The sequence below is a fragment of the Zooshikella harenae genome, assembly GCF_018837975.1.
Taxonomy (GTDB): Bacteria; Pseudomonadota; Gammaproteobacteria; order Pseudomonadales; family Zooshikellaceae; genus Zooshikella; species Zooshikella harenae.
This window is the reverse complement of sequence record NZ_JAGSOY010000028.1, coordinates 43,603-65,835: the sequence shown is the minus strand read 5'-3', so window position 1 is coordinate 65,835 and position 22,233 is coordinate 43,603. Positions and strand designations below refer to the sequence as shown.

Annotated in this window: 17 protein-coding genes and 1 riboswitch; of the genes, 7 read left to right on the top strand and 10 right to left on the bottom strand. The window is 37.3% G+C overall.

The window, feature by feature from the left end; translation table 11 throughout:
* A partial coding sequence (locus tag KCG35_RS13105) for a sedoheptulose 7-phosphate cyclase (protein WP_215820166.1) occupies nucleotides 1–1,005 on the top strand: 1,005 nt, incomplete at its 5' end.
* 80 nt (nucleotides 1,006–1,085) lie between these two features.
* A complete protein-coding gene (locus tag KCG35_RS13100) occupies nucleotides 1,086–2,255 on the top strand; it encodes an MFS transporter (RefSeq protein WP_215820164.1) in 1,170 nt (389 codons plus the stop codon).
* A 360-nt stretch (nucleotides 2,256–2,615) separates the two neighbouring features.
* On the opposite strand, the gene ribB is transcribed toward KCG35_RS13100, so the two are convergent.
* The 6 genes from ribB to KCG35_RS13070 all read right to left on the bottom strand — a co-directional run bounded on the left by ribB (nucleotide 2,616) and on the right by KCG35_RS13070 (nucleotide 7,674).
* Nucleotides 2,616–3,272, bottom strand: coding sequence for a 3,4-dihydroxy-2-butanone-4-phosphate synthase (gene ribB, locus KCG35_RS13095; RefSeq protein ID WP_215820162.1), 657 nt, complete (start codon nucleotides 3,270–3,272; stop codon nucleotides 2,616–2,618).
* A 248-nt stretch (nucleotides 3,273–3,520) separates the two neighbouring features.
* A riboswitch (FMN riboswitch) is annotated at nucleotides 3,521–3,723 on the bottom strand.
* Nucleotides 3,724–3,793: 70 nt separating this feature from the next.
* Nucleotides 3,794–5,140 (bottom strand): ATP-binding protein, encoded by a 1,347-nt coding sequence (locus tag KCG35_RS13090; protein WP_215820159.1) that lies wholly within the window; start codon nucleotides 5,138–5,140, stop codon nucleotides 3,794–3,796.
* On the bottom strand, nucleotides 5,137–5,802 hold the full coding sequence (locus KCG35_RS13085) for a response regulator transcription factor (protein WP_215820157.1): 666 nt from the start codon (nucleotides 5,800–5,802) through the stop codon (nucleotides 5,137–5,139). Before KCG35_RS13085 ends, KCG35_RS13090 begins: the two co-directional genes overlap by 4 nt.
* Nucleotides 5,803–5,804: 2 nt before the next feature.
* Nucleotides 5,805–6,122, bottom strand: coding sequence for a PepSY domain-containing protein (locus tag KCG35_RS13080; protein WP_215820155.1), 318 nt, complete (start codon nucleotides 6,120–6,122; stop codon nucleotides 5,805–5,807).
* 206 nt (nucleotides 6,123–6,328) lie between these two features.
* Nucleotides 6,329–6,631 (bottom strand): PepSY domain-containing protein, encoded by a 303-nt coding sequence (locus tag KCG35_RS13075; RefSeq protein WP_215820153.1) that lies wholly within the window; start codon nucleotides 6,629–6,631, stop codon nucleotides 6,329–6,331.
* Nucleotides 6,632–6,804: 173 nt separating this feature from the next.
* Nucleotides 6,805–7,674: a nuclease-related domain-containing protein gene (locus tag KCG35_RS13070; protein WP_215820151.1), complete on the bottom strand. Its 870-nt coding sequence runs from the start codon at nucleotides 7,672–7,674 to the stop codon at nucleotides 6,805–6,807.
* A 588-nt stretch (nucleotides 7,675–8,262) separates the two neighbouring features.
* Between KCG35_RS13070 and KCG35_RS13065 the strand changes: the two genes are divergently transcribed.
* Entirely contained in the window at nucleotides 8,263–11,469 is a 3,207-nt protein-coding gene (locus KCG35_RS13065; RefSeq protein ID WP_215820149.1) for a coiled-coil domain-containing protein, read from the top strand.
* 12 nt (nucleotides 11,470–11,481) lie between these two features.
* On the opposite strand, the gene KCG35_RS13060 is transcribed toward KCG35_RS13065, so the two are convergent.
* The 3 genes from KCG35_RS13060 to KCG35_RS13050 all read right to left on the bottom strand — a co-directional run bounded on the left by KCG35_RS13060 (nucleotide 11,482) and on the right by KCG35_RS13050 (nucleotide 13,672).
* Nucleotides 11,482–12,321 (bottom strand): 23S rRNA (adenine(2030)-N(6))-methyltransferase RlmJ, encoded by an 840-nt coding sequence (locus KCG35_RS13060; protein ID WP_215820148.1) that lies wholly within the window; start codon nucleotides 12,319–12,321, stop codon nucleotides 11,482–11,484.
* Nucleotides 12,322–12,581: 260 nt separating this feature from the next.
* Entirely contained in the window at nucleotides 12,582–13,010 is a 429-nt protein-coding gene (locus KCG35_RS13055) for a hypothetical protein (RefSeq protein WP_215820147.1), read from the bottom strand.
* 173 nt (nucleotides 13,011–13,183) lie between these two features.
* Entirely contained in the window at nucleotides 13,184–13,672 is a 489-nt protein-coding gene (locus KCG35_RS13050; protein ID WP_215820146.1) for a hypothetical protein, read from the bottom strand.
* Nucleotides 13,673–14,154: 482 nt separating this feature from the next.
* Here KCG35_RS13050 and KCG35_RS13045 point away from each other — a divergent pair, with 482 nt between their 5' ends.
* From KCG35_RS13045 to KCG35_RS13030, 4 genes are all read left to right on the top strand, one after another.
* Entirely contained in the window at nucleotides 14,155–15,168 is a 1,014-nt protein-coding gene (locus tag KCG35_RS13045; RefSeq protein WP_215820145.1) for a zinc-binding dehydrogenase, read from the top strand.
* 986 nt (nucleotides 15,169–16,154) lie between these two features.
* The gene (locus KCG35_RS13040) at nucleotides 16,155–16,745 is read left to right on the top strand and encodes an SIS domain-containing protein (protein ID WP_215820144.1); all 591 of its coding nucleotides are present in this window, start codon (nucleotides 16,155–16,157) and stop codon (nucleotides 16,743–16,745) included.
* A gap of 554 nt (nucleotides 16,746–17,299) precedes the next feature.
* Entirely contained in the window at nucleotides 17,300–18,706 is a 1,407-nt protein-coding gene (locus tag KCG35_RS13035; RefSeq protein WP_215820143.1) for a hypothetical protein, read from the top strand.
* A gap of 975 nt (nucleotides 18,707–19,681) precedes the next feature.
* Nucleotides 19,682–20,329, top strand: a complete 648-nt coding sequence (locus KCG35_RS13030) for a hypothetical protein (protein ID WP_215820142.1) — start codon at nucleotides 19,682–19,684, stop codon at nucleotides 20,327–20,329.
* Nucleotides 20,330–20,675: 346 nt separating this feature from the next.
* Here KCG35_RS13030 and KCG35_RS13025 read toward each other — a convergent pair whose 3' ends face one another.
* Nucleotides 20,676–22,142, bottom strand: a complete 1,467-nt coding sequence (locus KCG35_RS13025; RefSeq protein ID WP_215820141.1) for a protein adenylyltransferase SelO — start codon at nucleotides 22,140–22,142, stop codon at nucleotides 20,676–20,678.
* Nucleotides 22,143–22,233 lie beyond the last annotated feature (91 nt).

Here is a 22,233-nt window from a genome sequence, read left to right as displayed (position 1 = left end):
AACTGTTTTGTCGTTGTCGATAAAGTTGTCTATGAGCTTTACAAGTATGAGATAGAAAAATACTTTTCTTCAAAAGTTGAATCTTTTAAAGTTCATCTTGTTGATGGTGAAGATGATAATAAAAATATCAATCAGTTTGTAAAAATTTTCGAGGCTCTGAATAATTACCCAATCAATCGTAGAAATGAGCCTGTTATCATTATTGGTGGTGGTGTAGCTACAGATATTGGTGCATTTACTACGAGTTGTTTTAGACGTGGTATCCCTCATATAAAAGTACCAACAACGCTAATGGGGTATGTTGATGCATCTGTGGGCATCAAGACAGGAATAAACTTTGGTGAGAATAAAAATAGAATGGGATCATTTTATCCACCAATGGCTGTATTACTGGATAAAGCATTTTTTAAAACACTACCAGAAAGAGATATATCAAATGGTATTGGTGAAATAATAAAAATTGCAGTGATTAAAAATGCTAAACTATTTTCTGCATTAGAAAGCAATCCATCAGCATTGTTAACAACGAAATTTAAGTCGAAAGAATCTAACTATATTTTGGAAGCCTCAATACGTGATATGATTGAGGAGCTTGCGCCCAACTTATTTGAAGATAATTTAGAGAGAATTGTTGATTTTGGGCATACTTTTAGCTTGGTCTTTGAAATGGAACCGACAACGGATATCAAGCATGGTGAGGCCGTGGCAATGGATATTTTATTTTCTTGCCTCCTCTCTAATCATCGAAAGTTAATGTCTGACGAAGATTTAAATCGTGTTATTAATCTAATTAATGCTTGTAAACTTCCGATATATTATGACCTTTATGACGCTAATCTATTATGGAAAAGTTTGCAGGAGCGTGTGTGTCATAGAAATGGCTTACAACGAGTACCAATACCAGTAGGTATAGGAGAAAGTGTGTTCTTAAATGATATTACATATGATGAGCTAAAATCATTATGCCAACTAATAAAAGATAAGAGTTGCCTTGTAGCGGCTTAATCTGAATATTTGGTAGTCAAGGTAAGTTTCTAAAACTTACCTTGCTGATAATTGTGGTTATTTTATAAATAATTTTATTAATGAAAAACGTTCCTATACCGATTGTTTATTGTATTTTTCTAGTATCATTCGCATCAATTGGCGCTGTCATTCCATCAGCATTATTGGTTTCAATTTCTGAGCATTTTTCGATTACTACATTTTATACTGAAAAAATTATTAGTGTTTTTGTTTTAGGATATGCATTCAGCCAGCTTATTTATGGTTATATTGCAAATATTTATGGTAATAAAAAAGCGCTTTACCTAGGTATAACCATAGCTTTGGCAGGTCATTTGATATGCTTTGTTGCTCAAACTTATACAGCACTACTTCTAGGTCGTTTCATCAGTGCTTTAGGTAGTGGCTGTGGGTTAACAATAACATTTACCTTAATTGCAGAGTTTTATCGCGGAAGTGAGGCGAAAAAAATAACTTCATATACAACAAGTGCTTTTGCTGTAATGCCTGGTTTGGCAATTCTTATAGGTAGTCTGATATCAACATACTTATCATGGCGGGTATGTTTTTTATTTATGGTAGCTTATAGTGTACTAATGCTTTATATAGCAATCAGTATTCCTTACCAATCTACCGATAAATCTTCTAATAAAATAGATAAAACAACGTTTATAGAAGATTTTAATGAATATGTTTATGCTGCAGTAGTTTGGGGGTTGTGTGGAGGTGTTGTGTATATGCTCTCTTCGTCAATTCCAGTCATTTCTATGAATGAATTTAAAACATCTAGTCTCACTTTTGGGGTTTTATATTCCTTTAGCATGCTAGGATACTTCGTTGGTAATATATTATCTGCAAGATTAAGTTCTTCTATACCTATATGGAAACTACTATATATAGGATGTCTAATTAATGTTACTGCTGCATTGCTTTTTGTTGTGGTTGCTTTCTTGGGTTCTATAATTGCTTACTATATACCTATTTTTATGATTTTTATTTCTTTGCCAATGATCTTCTCAACTCTTTTAGGCGACTCTATGCAAAGAGTAAAAAACAAAGCTATATCTTCATCTATTACTTCATTTACATGTATGGTGTTAAGTTCAATAGTTTCAATGAGTGCAAGTAGTTTTACAACAGACCTTTATACTAAGATAACACTAATTAATCTCGTCTTATGTTTAGCTACCTCTATCCTGACTGTTTGCTATGTTAAGCAAAAAGTGCTTGTTCGGAAGGAGTTAATTTGACTAATTGGACCCTTTAATATTTAGATGATTGTTAGTTTTCAATTTGCGCCGCAGTCAACTTCTTATGTGTATACTCTTCACGAATCAATTTTAGGGTTTGTTGTCAGCGTTCTTGACCACTAAGGATGGTGGGAATGCAGTTTATGCAGGAGCATTTAACTGCCATCCCAGTCACTTATTAATATAACCGCCCAGCAGAGCTGTTATATCAATTAAAGTCGCTACCGCAAGTTTCACAGTAGTAAACTTGCCCTGGGGCTTCATCACTTGACGGCCGCACCCTTGTGCCCTAGGGGTATAAAAACCCTTCGTTATGGGTATACCTTCATTCCGATGTTATTGCGGCACAGATTCTATAAATTAAACGGCTTCTTGCATAACATTGTTTTGTCGATATCTTACAATATCTTCAATAGAGACAATAGGAAGATTATAGGCTTTTGAATAACGTAGAATATCATCCTGCTTCGCCATGGTGCCATCATCATTCATAAGCTCACATAAAACACCTGCAGGTTTTAACTTTGCAAGGCTCATCAAGTCTATAACCCCTTCGGTATGACCTCGACGACTTAAAACTCCCCCAGCTTGTGCTCTAAGAGGAAATACATGACCAGGACGTTTCAAGTCACTTGGCTTAGCATTATCAGCAATAGCGGTTTTGATGGTCTGTACACGGTCTGCGGCAGAAACACCTGTTGTTACGCCTTCGGCTGCTTCGATGGTAATTGTAAAACCCGTTCCGTAGTGACTGGTATTGTTTTCAACCATCATCGGCAAGTTTAACGCTTGAAGTTTCTTATCAGTAAGACATAAGCAAACAATACCACTACAATCCCGAATTAGCATAGCCATTTGAGTTTCTGTCAATGACTCTGCTGCAAATATTAGATCGGCTTCATTTTCTCGGTCGTTATCATCAACGACGAGAACACCTTGTCCTTGTTGAAGTGCAAGAAGTGCTTGCTCAACGCGCTGGATAGAATGATTTAAGGAATTTTCAAATGACTGATTCATGGTTTTACTCCAATAAATAGACCTGAATCAGGGCATGGACGTATGCTTTTAATACAAAAACAGTTCACTCGACGAATGAGTGTATTACTGAGATTTTACCCAACAAACAGTACATCTAGAGCATATTTATCATATATACGAGCAATACAATATTATTCCAGCAACTTACATTAAGTTAAGTATTCCTGGTTTAATTGCTTGTCATACAATATTAGCCTCTAAAAACTTGTGTTACTGGGTATACAATACGCCACTCTCTCCCATCCGGACTGTTACCGTCGGCTTTGGAATCTCACCAAATCTGCTGACCTTGGTATAGTACTTATCAAACTATTTATCGTTAAATAAGATATAAAACCAAGCGCTCGCGGGCTTTCCATGAACTAAGCTTATAGAGCTAGCTTATGGAATCACCGCCGGTGGGGAATTTCACCCCGCCCTGAGAACATGAAAATTATACTCTACAAATGCTGTATAAGGAAAGGTACTGGGTAGTTCTATAACTATTTTTGGAGTTATGCTTAAGTTAATGCTGTAGATAATTTAGGCAAATTAACACAAACCTTGAGTCCGCCTAATGTGGGGTGATGTCCTTCAAAATTCATTGATCCTTTATAGTATTTAACAATATTCTCGGCAATATTTAGACCTAAACCATGTCCTTCTACTTGCTCATCAAGTCGTTTGCCACGTTTAATAATTGTATGTAGCTGGGTATCATCGATGCCTGGACCATCATCATGAATTGATATTCTAGTGGCATTAGCTTGTGTAGATATGTTTAGAAGCACTGTTGATTTAGCCCACTTACAGGCATTATCCAGTAAGTTACCTAATAGTTCTAATGCATCTTCTCGATTAATATTAAGACGATCAGGCCAATGGTGAGGTTGCCATTCAATACGAACACCTTTGTGTTGATAAATGGTATCAAGACTATGTATTAAATCCATCAGATCTTGTTGTGGATCAAATTGTGCTCCAGGCAATATGTCACCTGCAAGTCTCGCTTTAGTTAGAGTTTGCTCGGTAAGAAGGCGAATGGTATTAGTTTGTTTCAGTAATTGAGATTTTATAGGATTGTCTTTTAGCTCTGTTTGAGCAAGTTGCTGGATAACCGCCAGTGGTGTTTTTAATGAGTGTCCTAGATCGCCTGTTGCATTTCGGCTACGTTGTAATAACTCAGCGGTATTTTCCAGTAGTTGATTTATTGTTTCAATGAGTGGCATTAATTCCTTTGGAGTTTGACTAGTGGATAATGTTGTTAATTCACCGCTTTTTAACGCTTGAATTGAGGACGCTAGAGATACTAATGGCTTTAGGCTTTTTTTCAGGAGCCATTGCTGTAATAAAATTAATACAATTAAAATTGCAATAAGTCCTGCAACTAAACTAAGTGTTAAAAGCCGAAAACTTTGAGTTAATACACTTACATCTTCCGCAACTGTAACGGTAAATCCTATGCCTTTTTGGGTAAATCCTTGACTTAAGAGAATAAGCTGTTGGTCATCTGGGCCACTTATTTCTTGTCGTAGCCGTTTCCCTGCAGGTAAATGATGTTGGGGAACAAGTGAAAAGTCCCAGATTGAACGGGATTGTATTCGTTGACTATTGCTAATAATAGTAAAATAGTGTCCAGAGTAAATATAGGAGTAATAGTGGTTAAGTTTTTCTTCATCGAGAACTATTATTTGTTGATGTATATCTAGGGAAGACACTAGTGTTTCAATTTCACTGTTGAGCCGATTATTAAAAAAAGTTTTATAGGTATTGTTTAATGTTAAATAGGTGATTAACGTAATAATAATCGTTAATAGGATAACAGATCCGGCTAATCCCCATGTTAGTGTACGACTTATTGATTTCATGAAGTGTTTCCACGAAAAATGTAACCCTGACCACGACGGGTTTCTATGCTTTCTTTTCCTAATTTACGTCGTAGATGGGCAATATATACTTCAAGCACATTACTGTCTTTATCTTCGTCGTAAGCATAAAGCTGCTCAGTGAGTCGCTGTTTACTCAGTACTTTATTTGGGTTTAGCATGAAGAAGCGTAAAAGCCTGAATTCCATCGCAGTTAAATTATAGGTTTTACCTTGAAAGATGAGCTGTTGTTTTTCTTCATCAAGCGTGATTTGGCCATGTTGTAGAGAGCGGCTGTTTTGACCATGGTAGCGACTAATCACTGCATTTAACCGAGCTAGGAGTTCTTCATGATAAAAAGGCTTTGGCAGGTAATCATCCGCGCCAGCCTTTAATCCCTCTACACGCTCGTACCACTCGCCTCGAGCGGTGAGTATAATGACAGGGACTTTGTTGCCTTTATTACGCCACTCTCGAAGAATGGTTAAGCCACTAATATCGGGTAATCCCAGGTCTAAGATAATTGCAGCATAGTCTTCTTCTTGCCCGAGGTGTAAGGCATCAACTCCGTTTTCACAGGTATCAACGACAAAGCCTGCTTGTTGCAGTGATTTTGCAGTGCTTTCCAAGAGAGTTTGTTGATCATCAACCAACAAAATGCGCATGCTTAATCATCCTCTTCAACTTCTGTGACTACACCTGTCTGTGCATTAATCTCAATTTCCCAGATGATGCCTTGTTTATCTAGAATCTTAAATTCGTACTCATAAAAACCATCATCGTATTCCAGTTCAGCATTAAGTAACTTTCCTGGATGCTGTTGGCGAGCTATATCTAGAAGATGGTTAAAAGGTAAGATGATGCCACGTTTTTGTAAATCGCGGGCTTGTTCTGGTGAGAGGTCATCATCACTTTGAGCAGGAACTGTCAAGCATAGGCAAGTGAAGCATAAACTGAGTTTGGCTGCCTGTGTAATAAACTTCATTTGGACTCCATGCTGACTCATGCGTGTTGTACACACTTCATTATTATAGTTATTGAGAGTGCTATTGTTTAGCTATAGCGTTATGGTTTTCGCTGCAACAATGTTATTTGTGATTGAATAATAAACAGAGAAAAGGCTGAGTAAGCCTTTCTCATAGTAAGCATTTTGTTATTGATAATATAACTTCGCTGAGGTTAAAGCAGTGATTAATCTTCAAGTTCCATTTTTGTGACTACACCCGTCAGAGCATTCACTTCAACTTCCCAGTATGCTTTCTGCGCATCAATAATTGTAAACTCATATTCGTAACGTCCATCATCTTGCTCTAACTCCGAGCGGATGATATTACCTGGCTTGGTTTTTAGAGCTTGTGCTTGTAATACTGCCAGTGGTTTGATGATGCCCTGTTCTTCAAGCTGCTTAGCTTGTGCTGGGCTGATGTCATCATCAGCCATGACATTGCTACAGGCAAGTACAGTGAGTAAGGTGGCAAGTAATGTTGTTTTCATGGTGAAACTCCATCGAGGGTAATTGATGGGGTTCAGTATATCTGGGCTAGCTTAATTAAAGCTGAATTTAGCTTTTAAGGTTTAATTAAGGTTGCTACTTTTTCTTTTGTTGTAAGTACATCCCCTTCTTTGGGGATTTGATATGTTTGGTTGTGCATAATATAGTCAGCAATTTAGATGCTATAAAATTGCTGACAGCTATAACAATACTTTTTTCCTTTAAAACGTTGGACATGTTTTAAACAAAAGCGGGCAACTGTTTCACTAATGTCTATATTACACTTTGCACATTGGTATTGGCTTTCTGGTTTCGTTTTTATCTCTTTACTTTGAGTGATACCAAGTCGTTGAAAATAGTCAGCTTGTACGGGTGAGTGGTAGGACGTTAACGTTTCAGCAAACTGCTTAAGTTTTTTACTACTGACTTTATCCTTTGCTTCTGGCAGGGATGCTTGCTGGGTATCGATAAATTCTGCAATCTGATCAGCATGTATAATGTGGTTAACGTTAAGCTGGGAACGCTGAGGACGTCGAATAAATGAGCTGGAAGGAACAAGTACACTATCAATAAACATAGGGTTTATTGGTTTGAACAACTTCCGAGCTTGAATACCTTTATTGGCGATAAAAGTGCTAAGAGCAGCTTTTTGCTTTTCATTTTGAGTGAGAGGGGACTCAATGATTCTATAGCCTTTTGGTGATACCACTTGAAAAGTGCCATCATTGGTAATTGTTAACCCTGGATGAAAGCTTTTAGACTTGAAAAAAAAACATTGTAAATGTGTATTAATGAGTAGATGGCTTGGTTGTATAAGGTAGCTTCCTTGCCAAAGGCGAAGTTGGTGGATGATTGCCCAATCATTCCTATCGCCAAAGTGATGATCAATGAAGTAGGCGCTATTTTGTTCTACCTGATAGTCGTGTTTTAAGGACTTTAACCATAAACGTACTTGGCTCAATTGACTGCTCGCAAGATCAAGACTACTTATATACTCTAGCTGCTGTATATGTTCATGGATACTGTCTGCTGTTTTGATAATCATGATACTGCCACTTTCTTAAATAAGCCTAACTGTGTACTCTGAGTGTGAGGAATTTATCAGCTCTTTTTATCTGACTCTTCACTGTATAAAATTATACGCCTTGTAAATTATTTTGATAGAGCTATAGTCCATGGCGGTAAGGGTTGGCCGCCAGTATAGGTAATGTTGGTTAAGAAATACGATGTATGCAGGTAACTGTTTTTATAATTGATTTAGTTAGCAGTTTTACTGGTCAAAAGGAATACAACTTTAGTCTTGTACCAGTTTTGATTTATATTGTACTTCTTAAATAGTTTGTACAGCCTTTATTATATGATTGAGCGACTTCCCTGCATACTGCTTAAGCGAAGAGCTTTTTTTGTGACTAGTCTGCTCTGACAAGAGTAGTGAGTGCAACTATAGCTGTTTAAAAACGCTAATTGTACGTTCAAGGTACTGTCAAAAGTAAGCACTTAGGATAGCGTACATAAAAGTGGTTAGCTGAGGGGCAAAATCATATTAACAGGATATGTTAGAACATATTCTCAATGTAAAAGGTGAACTTTAAGAGCAAGTATTATTAAGTAGTGATGGTGTAGGTTGCGTTAAATGGCACAAATAGTCCCCTGGTTACAAGGTGCTGATGTTGGTTGTTATACAGATTGCGGCAGTGAAAATAGTCGTGATCACGTTTTATCTATTATTAACTACTGGCGCAAACTGGCTCTTTTTTCTGGGTTAGAGCTTGATCAAGCATTCCTACAGAATGAGTCAATTCAAGCTATTACATTTGATATGCTGCTAAGTTCAAACTATAAGCTCCCCTGGTTAATAAAAGAAAATGTCCATAAGCAATCACAGTGTGGCTATACTCTGATTTTATTGCCTTATGAAAAAAACTATCTATTTAATAAGGTATCTGAAGTATTTTCCTGTTCTGATACAGCTTTGGACCGACTTATTCGCCGTGAACGAGGTATGTTTGATGGCATAAACTATTATGCTAGCTGTCAATTAACAGGGGATGGACAATTAATGTCCCCAACACTTCAGGTAAGTACACAGCCTTGGGCTTGTGGTCAATTACGTTCTATTTTAGTCAATGAGTTTCATTGGGAGGCTTTTGAAAAAGCTAATCAATACGCTCTGGATGAATTATCAACATGGTATGATCCGCTAGGGACAACTGCCTTAGATAATACACGGTTATTAAGTCTGGTGAGGCTTTTGCAACAGTGGGCTGGAGTAGCCCCTACGGGTAAGCATGTGGCTTACCTAATCCCTCAGGTACAGTTACCAAAGCTGAGAAGTGAGTATTCTTTCTCTTCATCTAATAAGCGGTTTTCAGTTGCTTACAACCCTCAACTCGCTAATTTGACTGAAATATTTAACCAGCTTAGAAAGCGTTATAATCATCAGCCACTCTTGGATTATTTTGGCCAGACCAGAACAAGCCCTTTAAACTCAGCCCTTTTTGAAGAGAAATCTGGAAGTAAACAGCATCTCGATATGTTGGGTGAGATTGTACCATGTTGTGCAAGGGGGCTTAGAAAAAGTACATATTTTGATGATCCAGCCTTACAGCCGATATTAGAAAGAATCCTGACTGGTAAATCGAAAGATAATTTATATTGTATTAGCTCAGTGGTAAATACTGATCACTCTGTTTTATGGCAGGACATGATTGCTGATATAGTGGTTCGAAAAGCAAAGGTGCTGAGCGAGTTTGCTCATACTCGAAATACGATTACCCATTCAAGGCAAGTTATGTTTAATGGTCAAACATTTTCAATAGCTGGTTTTGATAAGCGTATTCTTAGTAATGATGTACTTGCAACTTCAAATGAGCATAACTCACTAGATACTAAGTTACACTGGTTAAAACAATTAGTACCAGGAAAAATAACCAGAACAAATACATTAGGTGAATTAGAAGAATTCTTTGGTGTAGCGGGTATTTCAGCGTCTGAACTTTTAACTGGTGCAGCAGAACTTGGATATAACATTGAGTCGGTGGATTGCTTTAAAGTCGCTAAAATTAATTTTTTACAAAAAAATACTGAATGTCAGGCATTTAGCCACAATATAAAGAAGCTATTTAAGTTGTATGAAAAAATAGAAAACGAATCTATACCCCCACAAGCAGAGAATGGCTTCTTAAACGAAAAGCAAGCACAGTATCAATCTGTTCTAAAAACCCTACAACAATTAGATCAAGCGTTAGAAGAAAATATTACTTACAAGCACTGGCTGAAGAAACAACTGGAGAGTAATGAGCAACAAGCTCCCAGTTACTTATCTAGAATTTATAACCCAAAAGCTTGGAAGGATTATCGTCATCAGCAGGATGAGTTACGACAGCAGTTGGATCATAGCGAACAACAAATAGTGGCGTTAGAAAAGCAGAAACGCCTTGTTCAGTTGCGTTATGAAGCACTCGCGCCTGAAATGTCTAAAGTTAGCATAAAACTGGAAGCTCGTGAACAGTATAAAAAGCAGCTTAAAGAGGATTACCTAGCACTGTTTAGCATGCTGATGGGGCATGATGAGTGGGAATGTAATGCGGAAGAACTACCTCAGCCAATTACTTTACAAGACAAGCTACTCCAACAGCACAATGCTAACCAGACTGAACTTTATTTGACTGCATTACAAGTGCATGTTGCTTGGGTTAATGAACTTGTTGAGCAGGAGTTAGTTGCGAATAATATTTCACTTATACAAGCAATAAAAAGAGGTTTTGCTGGAGAGATTCAAACTGAAATTTTTACCATAGCATGGCAGTTATTAGGTATTGTAAATTCTGTTATGGTTACGCCGCAGGACAATGTTGATAGTTTAGTACCCTATTTGAAGCGTGGGGAAATAGACTGGTTATTAGTCAGTCATGGTGAGTCATTTTCTCCTTCAGTTGCGGCATCAGCAATATGGTGTTCTAGAAGTATAGTATTGGTTGGTAACCCTCTTGAGCCTACACAAATGCATAGCATACCAGCTGAGTTACATCATTTGATAGGTTTGAATACGATAGGAAGTGATTATTCATGTTGGTCACCACTAAACGTAAGTGCTTATAGTGTTGCTAATCGTTATTCTAAAGAGACTAAAGATGTTATGCATACTGGGAATAACGATGAGTTATGTTTGAGTATGCCTTTACAGCGTGTAGAGTATTTTTTAGAAGAGTTAAGAGGCTTTTGGCAGGAAAGTCTACCTCCATGGTTTCAGTTGCAGAGTATTAATACGCCTGAAAAAGCTAAACCCTTTGGAAACAGTATGTGGATTCATTTGGATGACCATTTTGATGAGGGACGGTATTTTGCTTTACAACAGAAGCTCGTTTTACAGTTTGTTATGGCTCATTTTATAGAAGAGCAACAGCTACCAGATATGTGTATTGTTTGCCAGGGACAAAATGAGATTCAGATGCTGAAAAAAATGATTACAGACCCTTTTATTTGGCGTCAATGGTTACCTGATCAAGCAATAAACACTTCAAGAGAAATGCTGGACAAATGGGCTAATCAATATATTTGTAGTTTACATAATGTCCATCAATGTAAAGCAGAGTTTCTTATAACTCTGATTCCTATTAATGGACTATTTGAAGACTGGTTACAGGAGTACCCTAATTTTCTACTTTCGTTAGTGTCGCAAATAACACAAGCGGCTTACTTTTTCGGGCCTCATCATTTAGGGGAAAAAAACAGCCGGCTCGGTTTGTTGCAACAGCAATTAACTATGCGAAAGTTACCCCCAGCGTTTTATGATGAAGTATTAGATGAATATGTTGATGACGCCATGCAGATGGCCTAAGTTACTTTAGCATTATTCAGGAACTAAGTGACGGCATACAGTTCGGTTATATTGAGGGCTTAGCTTTTCTTGTAGAAAAGGGAGCAGTTTTGTCAGCTGTGAATGAAGTTGCCAAGGTGGATTAATAATCAAGAGTCCACTTCCGGTCATACCATGTTCTGAAGAGTCAGGAGCAATGCAGTGTTCAACCTGCAGAATATTACGGATTTTACTATCCCTTAGCTGCTGCTCCATTTTATTGATTCGATTACGTTGTACAACAGGATACCATAATAAAAAAATACCAGTGCTGAATCGGTTATAGCCTTCAATGAGCTGCATAATGGCTGTTTTATATTCTGTTTTTATTTCATAAGATGGATCAATTAATACAATACCTCTTTTTATATGTGGTGGTAGCGCACTTTTTAATGCAGCAAAACCATCACTTTGCTCAATACGGATCTGTTGTACTTTCTTAAATAAGGCTTTGAGCTTGTCGTGATCTTTAGGATGAAGTTCATATAGCCGCATATAGTCATGATCACGTAAGTAATGTTGTACTAATAGCGGAGAACCTGGGTATATGCTTAACGCTTTTTTGGGGTTAGTTGCGCGGATGGCATTAAGGTAAGGTTGTAGTTCAGGAGGGCTGGTTGTGAGCTGCCAAAGTTGGCTGATACCATTAAGGAACTCTTGATTTTGTTGAGCTTTAGCTTGTGTTAGAGAGTAACTTCCAGCACCTGAGTGAGTATCTAGGTAGAAATAGGGTTTTTCTTTTTTGATTAAGTGTTCCAAACAAAGACATAACACCGAGTGTTTTAAAACATCGGCAAAGTTTCCTGCATGAAATGCGTGACGGTAGCTAAGCACTATAGAGCCCTACGTAAGTCAATGATGAAGGTATTATATACGCTTTACCATTGAGTTTTGAGGGTGTCGTATAACTATTATGTTCTCCCAAGTCCCTCAGTGAAGATTTAGTTAAGGATACTTATATAGTAAGCACCACTTTAGTTTATCCATCCTTGTGGATATTGCTTGCTAAAATGATCTCCAATAGGGTTTATACTGAGGAGGTATTTAGTTGTTCTGAACAAAACAATTCACCGGTATTTTTATTTGTTTTTGGACTATTGTTTGGGTTTTTCTTTTGTTGTTTCTGGCAATGGTGGCGGTGTAATTTGGGAAACTGCTTCAAGTATTTTGTAGGCTAAATTCTTGTTATTAGGTAATGCTATTTGCATATCATTAAAGTCATCTATGGACTCAGGAATAAGAATATCTTTGGCCAGCGTTCGTTTACCAAAAAGTATTGTTAGCTTATTTCCTGATTGCTCAGATGCTGTCTTTGTCATGTTTTGGTTAGCTTGTTTTTTTAGTGTTAGGTTTAAAAAGAGTTGTTTTTTTAAACCCATTCTTAATGAAGCTTCTTTTACATCAGCTTGCGTAATTTGCACTGTTTCATCGCCAAACTTAAAGGTAAGTGGAGTTTGAGCAAGGACACTCATTGACCAAGTAAGACAAATCAATAACGCTACAGTATGTTTGACAATACTCATTGTATCTATTACCTCAATTGCGATCACAGCAAGTCAGATACCTGTGACTACACATATAGAGGATAGTTTATTTATCAAATAAATTGTGTTAATGGTTTGTGTAAGACTTCTCACTCTGTACCCCCTGATATTGGGAGGGCATAACGATCAGTTCCGTTTGGCAGTTAAGGAAGTTACGCAGTTATATGTGGCCTGTGGTGATAGCGATGTATTTTGAGCCAACCCTGAAAAATTTCAAACAAGAGTATGATAATCAATGGGGAGATGAGAAAGAACCCTAATGACTTTTGATGAGGTAAAGAGGAGACAAGAAGTTCGTTATTCAGGTAGCTGTTGGCGGGATGATATTTATCAAAGATAACATCGATGTAGTCACCTTCAACGACTTGTTGGTAAGGGAGATAGGCTAACTGGGTATCTCTAATATAACGTCTGCCATTAACATGGTACTGATATTGGACCCAGTAACGAGTGTGTAGTTGTTTTGTTTGGTTGTTACAGTTGTAGTAACAAGGTTGGTTAAAGTGATCAGAATATAACTTATTGACTTGGCCATAGACATGTTCACCTGTAGTGAAGACCGAGTTTATCTGATAGTAGTTTTGTAATGATATGAAACCAATGATGAACAGCACTAATGAGATGAATTTAAGCTGAAACATTGCTGAACCCTCTCCTTTGCTGGTGAAGTGCACTTTTAGGCTGTCGGGTCACATTCCCTGTACTGGTATCATAATATAACAACCATCACTATCTTGTTATGTAAGCTGATATACCTTTCCTTGTGAGTAAAGTTAAGTAATTAATTCCTTTGCTCATTACCAGTGTAGACGAAGCATCATTATTGTGAAAATAACTCATACTTTTTAATAATATTTTTCTAATTTATATGTGCCTTCTATATAAATGATTTTTATTAGAGTGTTTGTTACTAACCATGTTAATTAAATATGATGGCTTTGTTGATAAAGTTATGCTGTTTGAGTTGTTATTGTCACTAATTTTAGCTGAATTATTGTTGGTTTTTAGTGATGCTTTATTAAGTGATACATTATATTTAATGAGAATGGTTGAACTCCTATAAAAATCATTAATTAAATATATTTATAGGTAACCATTTTGGTGAAATTCAAGGAGTAAAACGATGGAGTGCCAGGTATGGCAAGTTAAAAAAACGGGTTCATTAAATCGCATGGAGTTAGTGCAACAAAAGATGAATCCGCTTGTTGATGATCATGTGCGTATAAAGGTAAAAGCCGTTGGTTTGAATTATGCGGATATCTTTTCAGTTTTTGGTTTGTACTCCGCTACACCTAAAGGTCAATTTACGCCAGGATTAGAGGTAAGTGGAATCGTTGTAGCAAAAGGCAAAGCAGTAAACAACTATCACATAGGACAAGCGGTAATCGCAGTAACACGATTTGGTGGCTATAGCTCATTGATTGATTGTGCAGCAAACTATATTTGGCCTTTGCCAGATAAGTGGCATTGGGGTGAAGGAGCTGCATGGCCAGTTCAGACACTAACTGCTTGGTATGGACTTTGTAAACTGGCGAATTTGCAATCAGCACAGACAGTGCTTATCCATAGTGCTGCGGGAGGCGTAGGTTTAAGGGCTATGCATTTGGTTCAAGCTTTAGGGGGAAAAGCTTATGGTGTTGTGGGATCTGCGACCAAAAAGCAGTTTTTGGAAAGTCAGGGGTTTAGCACACTCAACAGGCATCATGGCGCTTATGCAAAACAGTTACAGTCACTCCCTGAAAAAGGAATAGATGTAGTCTTAGATGCGGTTGGTGGCAAGGTTCAGCAAACTGCATACAGGTTTTTAAATCCACAGGGTAAACTCGTAGTATTTGGTGCCACAAATTTTACACCTGTAGGACATAAGTTAAACTGGTTGCGAATAGTGTGGCAATTTTTGGTGCGGCCTCGCTATGACCCTTTAGCGATGATGTCAAACAATATCTCCATTCATGCTTTTAACCTGATTTGGTTGTGGGACCAACAGAAGTTGTTGAACGAGGGTTGTAAAGCAATCCAGCAGCTGCATTTGCCCAAACCTTTTGTTGGACGATCCTATTCCTTTTCGCAAGCGATAGAGGCACTTGATTATCTGCGTTCCGGACAATCTATAGGTAAAGTTGTTTTAATGGTTTAGAAATATCGATAGCCCTAATATGTCTGGTAAGGGGTAAGTGCTGGTGAAAATCATTCACTAACTGCATAGCTTAAGAGCACTAATTTATTTTGATATCTTTAGCAAAGATTAACATTTGTACATTTAATATTAATAATTTGTATCAACCGGGTTTAATAATTTTATTAGCCACTTAAAGAATTAATTGCATTAAGTTAGTGAATGTTATGGCTTAAGTTAGTAAATTAAATTCCTTTGTTTTATCAATGTATTAGTTGGTTGAATCTTGATAAAAATCACTTTATTTGCTTTTTTTTGATTGATTTATTTTTATAAAGCGATATTATTTGAGGCGCATAACTACTGCTTAAACAAAAATAATTTCTGATGGACTGATTTTTGGCCCGGTTAACTACCGGGCTTTTATTTTTAGTTTTCAATTTACATTAAACTGTGTAGAATATCCAAACAGCAGGCATTTAGCGCTGCTATATTAAATGAAAACGTTATTGGACTATATCAGTCTTGCACAAGATAATAAAAAGTCACAGATAACTATACTAAGCTTAGAGTGTGTCAGGTTTACAAATAGTGAACCTGGCTTTCTTTTGTATATTCCTTCCTAAAACTCAGCCTATACGCAATAAAAAGGCTTGAGAGCTGTCTTTCAAAACACCTTTACTACTTATTTTTATACCGCACAGCAATGGATACTGCTAATGCACTGTATCTAGATGTATTTTCGGGACTGACTGATAATTAAGGAATTTATTTCACTAACATGATTAGTTAAAACAATTTAAATTCGTTAGGGCATATCCTTCATTAAGGGTATATAAACACAGGTTAATTATTTTTAACATAGTGTGTAAGGCATTGTACTCCTATGTTCGACAAGATAAGCTCTTGTCTATTCGAGCTAATATAGTCTTTGGTAAAATATACCGAATGATTTACATGCCAAACTGAAGTTAACTATTGTGCTGTCATTACGAGGGCAATTCATTATGCAACAACACGTTTTAGCTGCATTGCAAGAGGCTGAGTCAGCATTAACGCAATTGCTGAATAATACAGAGATGCAAAATACAATTGCTAAGGCGGGGGATGCCATTGCTGAGGCACTTAACCAAGGTGGCCATATCTATAGCTGTGGTAATGGCGGCTCCATGTGTGATGCAATGCACTTTGCTGAAGAGTTATCTGGCCGCTACCGCTTAGATAGACCTGGGTTAGCAGCTTCGGCAATAAGTGATCCAAGCCACATAAGTTGTGTATCAAATGACTTTGGTTATGAGCACATCTTTGCTCGATATGTACAAAGCCATATGCGTCCTGGCGATATTTTATTAGCCATTAGCACCAGTGGTACGAGTAAAAATATTGTTGCTGCGGCTGAAGTTGCTAAACAGAAGCAAGTTAAAATCATTGCGTTAACGGGGCGTCCTGACTCTACATTAGGGAATTTGGCTGATTTTGATATTTGTACGCCTGGTGGACGCTTTGCTGACCGAGTACAAGAGTTACATATCAAAGTTATTCATATTTTCATGGAGTTGATTGAACGTCGGTTATTCCCTCACCTTTATCAAGAGTAATGAGTTTTATTCATCCAGTAGTGGATTGGTTGAAGCCTGATAGGCTATTAATAGCAACCAGCGGTGGTGATAAAGCTTGGAGTATATGCAGCTAATGCTCTACTAGCTGCATAACTGCTTTAGAGGTGCCCTTTACTTAGTTGTTGGGTAGGGGCAGGAGAAATCTTAGGAAAGCTATCATCTCAATTCTAAGTTTTTTAACGAGTGCCAGTGTAGTTAAGCTTGGTCATTATGTGCTGAATAGGTTAGTTAATTATTGAGACTTAATCTGCAATTGTAGTGTAAAGTACTTAAGCGTGTTGTGTATTGTGCCTATGCTTTATTGCTAGTGAAGCTTAGTATTTCGAATGTAAAACCTGCACTTTTCCAATCAATCCTCTCCTTGTGCGTTTCCATCCACATTTTTCTTGAGAATAAATAATATACTGCTAGTCGTTGTATTTCATAGAGTTGCAATTTGATGAACTGATTTTGACGAAACCAGAAAAGTATCACGGCATATAAGAGAGTTTTTTTTATGCTATGACAGTATTTTTTGACTAGATGGTATTACTATGTGCGGAAACAATCAGTTCATTCGAGCGACGATTTTTATGATTGTTTGCTGCATTGCTCCATCATGTAGCTGGGCTGTCTTAGATAACCAAGATCAGTTAAGTTTAAGTCAGAGCTTATCTGTACTCTCTCAAAAGTGGAGCCAATCTGCAGCGAGTAAAGCTTTTAAAATCTTTCGTAGCCCTCGTTATGACAGATCAGATTTTCAGGATTTCTTTGCTAATTACTTTTTAAATCAACCATTTACAGAGAAGTTGCGTACTTACTTTGACTATTTGGGCTTTGTGTGGTCACTGCCCAATGTACAAAAAAAAGTGAATCCTGCCCTAGCAGTAGCGATTCAGCAGAATTTGATCAGTTTATGTAACACAGCAGAGGCTTATACCCAGCTATCATCAGAAAAACAGTTATCTTTATTAAACCAGGCAAGATTTCTCAACTTGTACTCTAAAAGTGCTTCAAAGCAGCAGAAGAAAGTGCTTTATGAGTTTTATTTGCATTGGCTGAAAAATATGCGTGATGCACATGTTGAACAATCTTTCTACTGGGTTATGCAAGCTCAGCTACTGATTAATGCATTGGATTTATTTGCTCTGAATGTTGAGCTACGTATGGAGTTGGCAGATGCTGCAGGTTTATTGGGGGAATATCGACGATTATGGTTACAGCATGGCGTTGTCCTGTTAGAACGGCACGAGCTGAGTAACCAGCAAAAACGATGGATAACCAGTTATCTGGAAAACTTGCCAATTGGGTTACATAATCTGAGGTATATTGCCTTGGCAGCAGTACTGGAAGGGGAGAAAGGGATACAATTTGAATTGACTACTGCTGGACAAGGCGTGGTAATAGATCATCAAAACAGTGACTCTATACTCCCTGGTATGGCAGATTTAGATCCTTTCTACTTGGCTCTAGCCAAGAGTGTTAGCCGAGTGATTGACCAATATAGTATACAAAGCAACTTTCAACTGAAGAAAAGAAAACAAGTCTTACTAACTGCAGCAGGACTGGACGCTCAGCATTATCTAGCTTCACCCACTGAGAGAGGATACTTTGTAGATAACCCTAATGAGTTTTTTGCCATGATGGGGTTGTATTGGAGCTTTGACAGTAATAAGTCTTTGCAGTCAGCGGTTACTACATGGCGAAAAGGAAATCGTCATCCACTTCAGCATGTTTTGTTTCTTACTGATGTTTATTCAAAGGGGAAGAATGCATTACCGTTCTTTTATTTTGATGCTAAGCGAGGACTGGAAACGCAAAAAGTAACGATTAAACGAGATTCTGAGGGAAATATTATAGAACTTGTTGTGGGTAATGACTTATATGCGTTTTACTGGAAGTCAGGCTCAATTTACCGGGTTGAGCAAGTAAAACTACTAGATAAAACACTATCAATATGAGATGTGGTAAGGAACTACTACATTAATGAGTGATTTTACTTATACAAAGGCGAAGCAATGGTATTCCTAGCACATAATGCACTTGTTAAGCTAATCCTTTAGTTTTTTTGCTGCTTCCTGGCACTGTTTACATGTTTTGATACGCTTTCGTAGAGCAAACTCGTTCTTTAAAGCAGAAGAAATGAATGTGGAGCGCTTGATTGATGAGCATGTAGACATTGTTCAGGATTTCTTATCGTAATGTAATGCAATACGCCTAATAAGCGTGAGATATGTATTAATTTTTATAATTGGTATTGGCAAATAATGAAATTGAGTGTATAGTAGCCTGTCATTTATAAAGCTACTATTTTCACATCAAAACATAATAGTGTAATGCTTACCATCTGGATTGAAGCTTTAAGGAGATTCCTGCGCCAGCCTTCCCGCCGGATTAATGGGTGTATTGTATAGTGCAGTTGCTGCTAGCTAAAAAGCTTGCAAAGGTTTGCCTATTTGATTTGACGATACCTGTATACGTCATTACAATCCGCGCGTACGGTTTGAACAGTGTAAACTTGAGGTGACCCTACATAGACTAATCTGAAGCAAGCCAAAAGGATTATCAGCAACTTTATTGAATCATAAGGCTGTAATAAGCATGAGCTTTGACGCCTGAGTCTAGTGAGCGCTGTTAAACTAGATTCCACTGAGTGTAATACCTCCCATTGCGTTATTAATCATGCAAATATCATTATTTAGAGCTTTACGAGTAGCTGACCATAGCAGGTTATATAATCGCTAATATAAATCCTTTGATTCAGGTGAGCATGTTATTTAATGCTATAGTTTATTGAGTTTTTAGGGCGTTAAGTCTGCTGTTTGCAGTACATATGGTTAAGCAATAAAAATAATACAGGTAGAACGACTTGGAGCTTTTCCTGTATATGTTAATGTTTAAAGAGTATTTGCTATTGGAGTAGTTAGGCATAGATCATGACAGACACTGTTAATTTCGAGCAAATTGAACGTTTAGAACAACTAATGGCTGTGGAGGAAGACATTCGCTCCTCCTATGAGGACAAACTAATATCATTTGAAAAACAAGTAGAATTATTAAAAAAACAGCTTCAATCTGCTAAAGCGGAAAGTAAACAGCTTAATAATCAAGTCTGTCAGCTACAAAAGAAAATCAAGCAAGCGAATACTGACCAGTTAAAACGTAAAAATCTTGATTTTAAAAAGAAGAATGAAGAGCTGACCAAAGGTAATCAGCTGCTTAAGAAAAAAGTTACTGAGTATAAAGAAAAAGTACAAAGTTTGACTCAAGAACTTGATAAAGCGAAGCAGGATACTGAAAGTCAAGAATCTTCTTCTGAAGCTGCTAGTAATGAAGTAAGCACTAGTGTTGAAAAAGCAGTAGTTGCAGAGGCTGTTTATACTTCTTCAAACGGTAATTGGAAAGTCTTCGCCATTGAAGAATCTGAAGCTGACCAATACCCAGAAAATGCTAAATTCCGTATCCTTGACTGCCGTACAGGTTGCACTAAAGTAGCTATTCTGGAAAATAACGAGTTTCAGTTACCTGCAATTAGCCGTATGCCGCAGGATGTTAAAGCGTTTATTGATGGATCTTTAAGTTAATTCGTGGCCCCTCTCTAGTAAGTGGGGGCTCGTAAAAGCTCCCCTACTTTTATTATATAATGCGATTTAAATTGCTTATATCTTCTGTAGAGAGTCATACAAGATACTAAATTTTTCGATTAGTATGCGTGTTATACTCAAATACCACAGTTGTTGAGTATGTTTTTGTGCTGAAACTTTCATCATTTGACTAGGCTCATATGTCTATATGGTACAAATTGTAGTACTTGTATCTAAAATCCTGCCCTGTTGAGTAAGACCAAACTAATATCTTAGTATCCCCAATGTATACAATTCATTTATGTATATAACCTTTAGTGCTTCCTTTGGTGGGCTAGCTAAATACTCAAGACGAACAACTTACCTGAATTGTTTTGCTCCAGGCTGGAGCCTGTTTTGCATATTCCTCGTTTTCAGGTTGTTCATCATAAGGCGTGGACAAAATCTTGAGAAGCTTGTCTATTTCACTAAAATCTTTTTGCTCTGCTTTTTCTATCGCAATTTGAGCTAAATAATTACGTAAAATGTACTTGGGGTTAACTGACTTCATGATATTTATACGTTGTTGCTCATTAACTTTTTCAGTTAATAAACGAGTAGTGTAATGAGCTATCCATGCATCAAATTGTGCTGTGTCGTTAAAAAGACCGCTAAGCTTTTTGTGTTTCTTATTTGGTTTGTAATCACTAAGATAGCGAAAGAAAAGTGTATAATCAGGTTGTTGATCTTGTAATAGTTGAAATAATTCTGTAATTAAAATTTTATCTGTATTTTTTTCTTCAAAAAGACCTAGTTTTTTTCTAATTAGATTGTCATAACATTGGAAAAAATATTCAGGAAATTGATTAAGAACGGTTTTAATATCTTCTGCTGGCGCTAAGGGTAATAGCGCTTGTCCTAGACAACTACAGTTCCAATAAGCAATGCTTGGTTGCTGGTTAAATGCATAACGTCCTTGATAATCTGAGTGATTGCAAATATATGCAGCATCAAAGTTATCCAAAAAGCCAAAGGGACCAAAATCAAAAGTTTCACCAATAATCGACATATTATCGGTATTCATAACGCCATGAGCAAAGCCAGCGGCCTGCCATTTTGCAATTAATTCTGCTGTTTTCTGAATGACTTGTTGGAAAAAATATATATAGGGATTTGGTTGCTCTAATGCGTCATGAAAATGTCGCTGAATGGTATAATCGGCTAATGTTTTAAGCGCATCGTGCTGTTGAGTGTAATAAAAATATTCAAAAGTACCAAAGCGTATATGACTTTGTGCAAGCCGTATAAGAGAAGCTCCAGACTCTATTTTTTCTCGATAAACGGGTTCATTACTTCCGAAAATACATAAGCCTCGGGTGCTGGGAATACCTAAATGATGAAGTGCCTCACTACATAAATATTCCCGTATTGTTGAGCGTAATACAGCGCGACCATCACCATCACGGGAAAAGGGGGTAAGACCTGCTCCTTTTAAATGTATATCCCATCGTTCCTGCTTTTTATTCAGTACTTCCCCTAGTAATAATCCCCGCCCATCACCTAACTGAGGGTTGTAACTACCAAACTGGTGTCCTGAGTAGACCATTGCAATAGGATCCATACGTGCTAAGGGAGATGTTCCACTGAATGCGCTAATAAACTCTGAACAATGTTGCTCATCAGAAGATAAGTCAATTAAGGTGGCTGCTGAGGGGTTGAAGCTAACTAGGTGATTGGACTCCAGAGGAGTAGGTGTGATTCGTTGAAAGAAGGTTTCTTCTGGAAGATAGTTTACAAATGAGTTATCAAAATGAAGGTCTTGCGTTGAATACATGGCTTAGTCCTGCTTGACCCATATACTCTTCGCTTAAAGTATACCTCTTTACTATTATGGGTATCATTGGGTTTATGGAGTTTGAAAAGGC

Coding starts and splice junctions, on each gene's coding strand:
- KCG35_RS13100 (WP_215820164.1), top strand. CDS start 1,086: ATGAAAAACGTTCCTATACCGATTGTTTATTGTATTTTTCTAGTATCA.
- ribB (WP_215820162.1), bottom strand. CDS start 3,272: ATGAATCAGTCATTTGAAAATTCCTTAAATCATTCTATCCAGCGCGTT.
- KCG35_RS13090 (WP_215820159.1), bottom strand. CDS start 5,140: ATGAAATCAATAAGTCGTACACTAACATGGGGATTAGCCGGATCTGTT.
- KCG35_RS13085 (WP_215820157.1), bottom strand. CDS start 5,802: ATGCGCATTTTGTTGGTTGATGATCAACAAACTCTCTTGGAAAGCACT.
- KCG35_RS13080 (WP_215820155.1), bottom strand. CDS start 6,122: ATGAAGTTTATTACACAGGCAGCCAAACTCAGTTTATGCTTCACTTGC.
- KCG35_RS13075 (WP_215820153.1), bottom strand. CDS start 6,631: ATGAAAACAACATTACTTGCCACCTTACTCACTGTACTTGCCTGTAGC.
- KCG35_RS13070 (WP_215820151.1), bottom strand. CDS start 7,674: ATGATTATCAAAACAGCAGACAGTATCCATGAACATATACAGCAGCTA.
- KCG35_RS13065 (WP_215820149.1), top strand. CDS start 8,263: ATGGCACAAATAGTCCCCTGGTTACAAGGTGCTGATGTTGGTTGTTAT.
- KCG35_RS13055 (WP_215820147.1), bottom strand. CDS start 13,010: ATGAGTATTGTCAAACATACTGTAGCGTTATTGATTTGTCTTACTTGG.
- KCG35_RS13050 (WP_215820146.1), bottom strand. CDS start 13,672: ATGTTTCAGCTTAAATTCATCTCATTAGTGCTGTTCATCATTGGTTTC.
- KCG35_RS13045 (WP_215820145.1), top strand. CDS start 14,155: ATGGAGTGCCAGGTATGGCAAGTTAAAAAAACGGGTTCATTAAATCGC.
- KCG35_RS13040 (WP_215820144.1), top strand. CDS start 16,155: ATGCAACAACACGTTTTAGCTGCATTGCAAGAGGCTGAGTCAGCATTA.
- KCG35_RS13035 (WP_215820143.1), top strand. CDS start 17,300: ATGTGCGGAAACAATCAGTTCATTCGAGCGACGATTTTTATGATTGTT.
- KCG35_RS13030 (WP_215820142.1), top strand. CDS start 19,682: ATGACAGACACTGTTAATTTCGAGCAAATTGAACGTTTAGAACAACTA.
- KCG35_RS13025 (WP_215820141.1), bottom strand. CDS start 22,142: ATGTATTCAACGCAAGACCTTCATTTTGATAACTCATTTGTAAACTAT.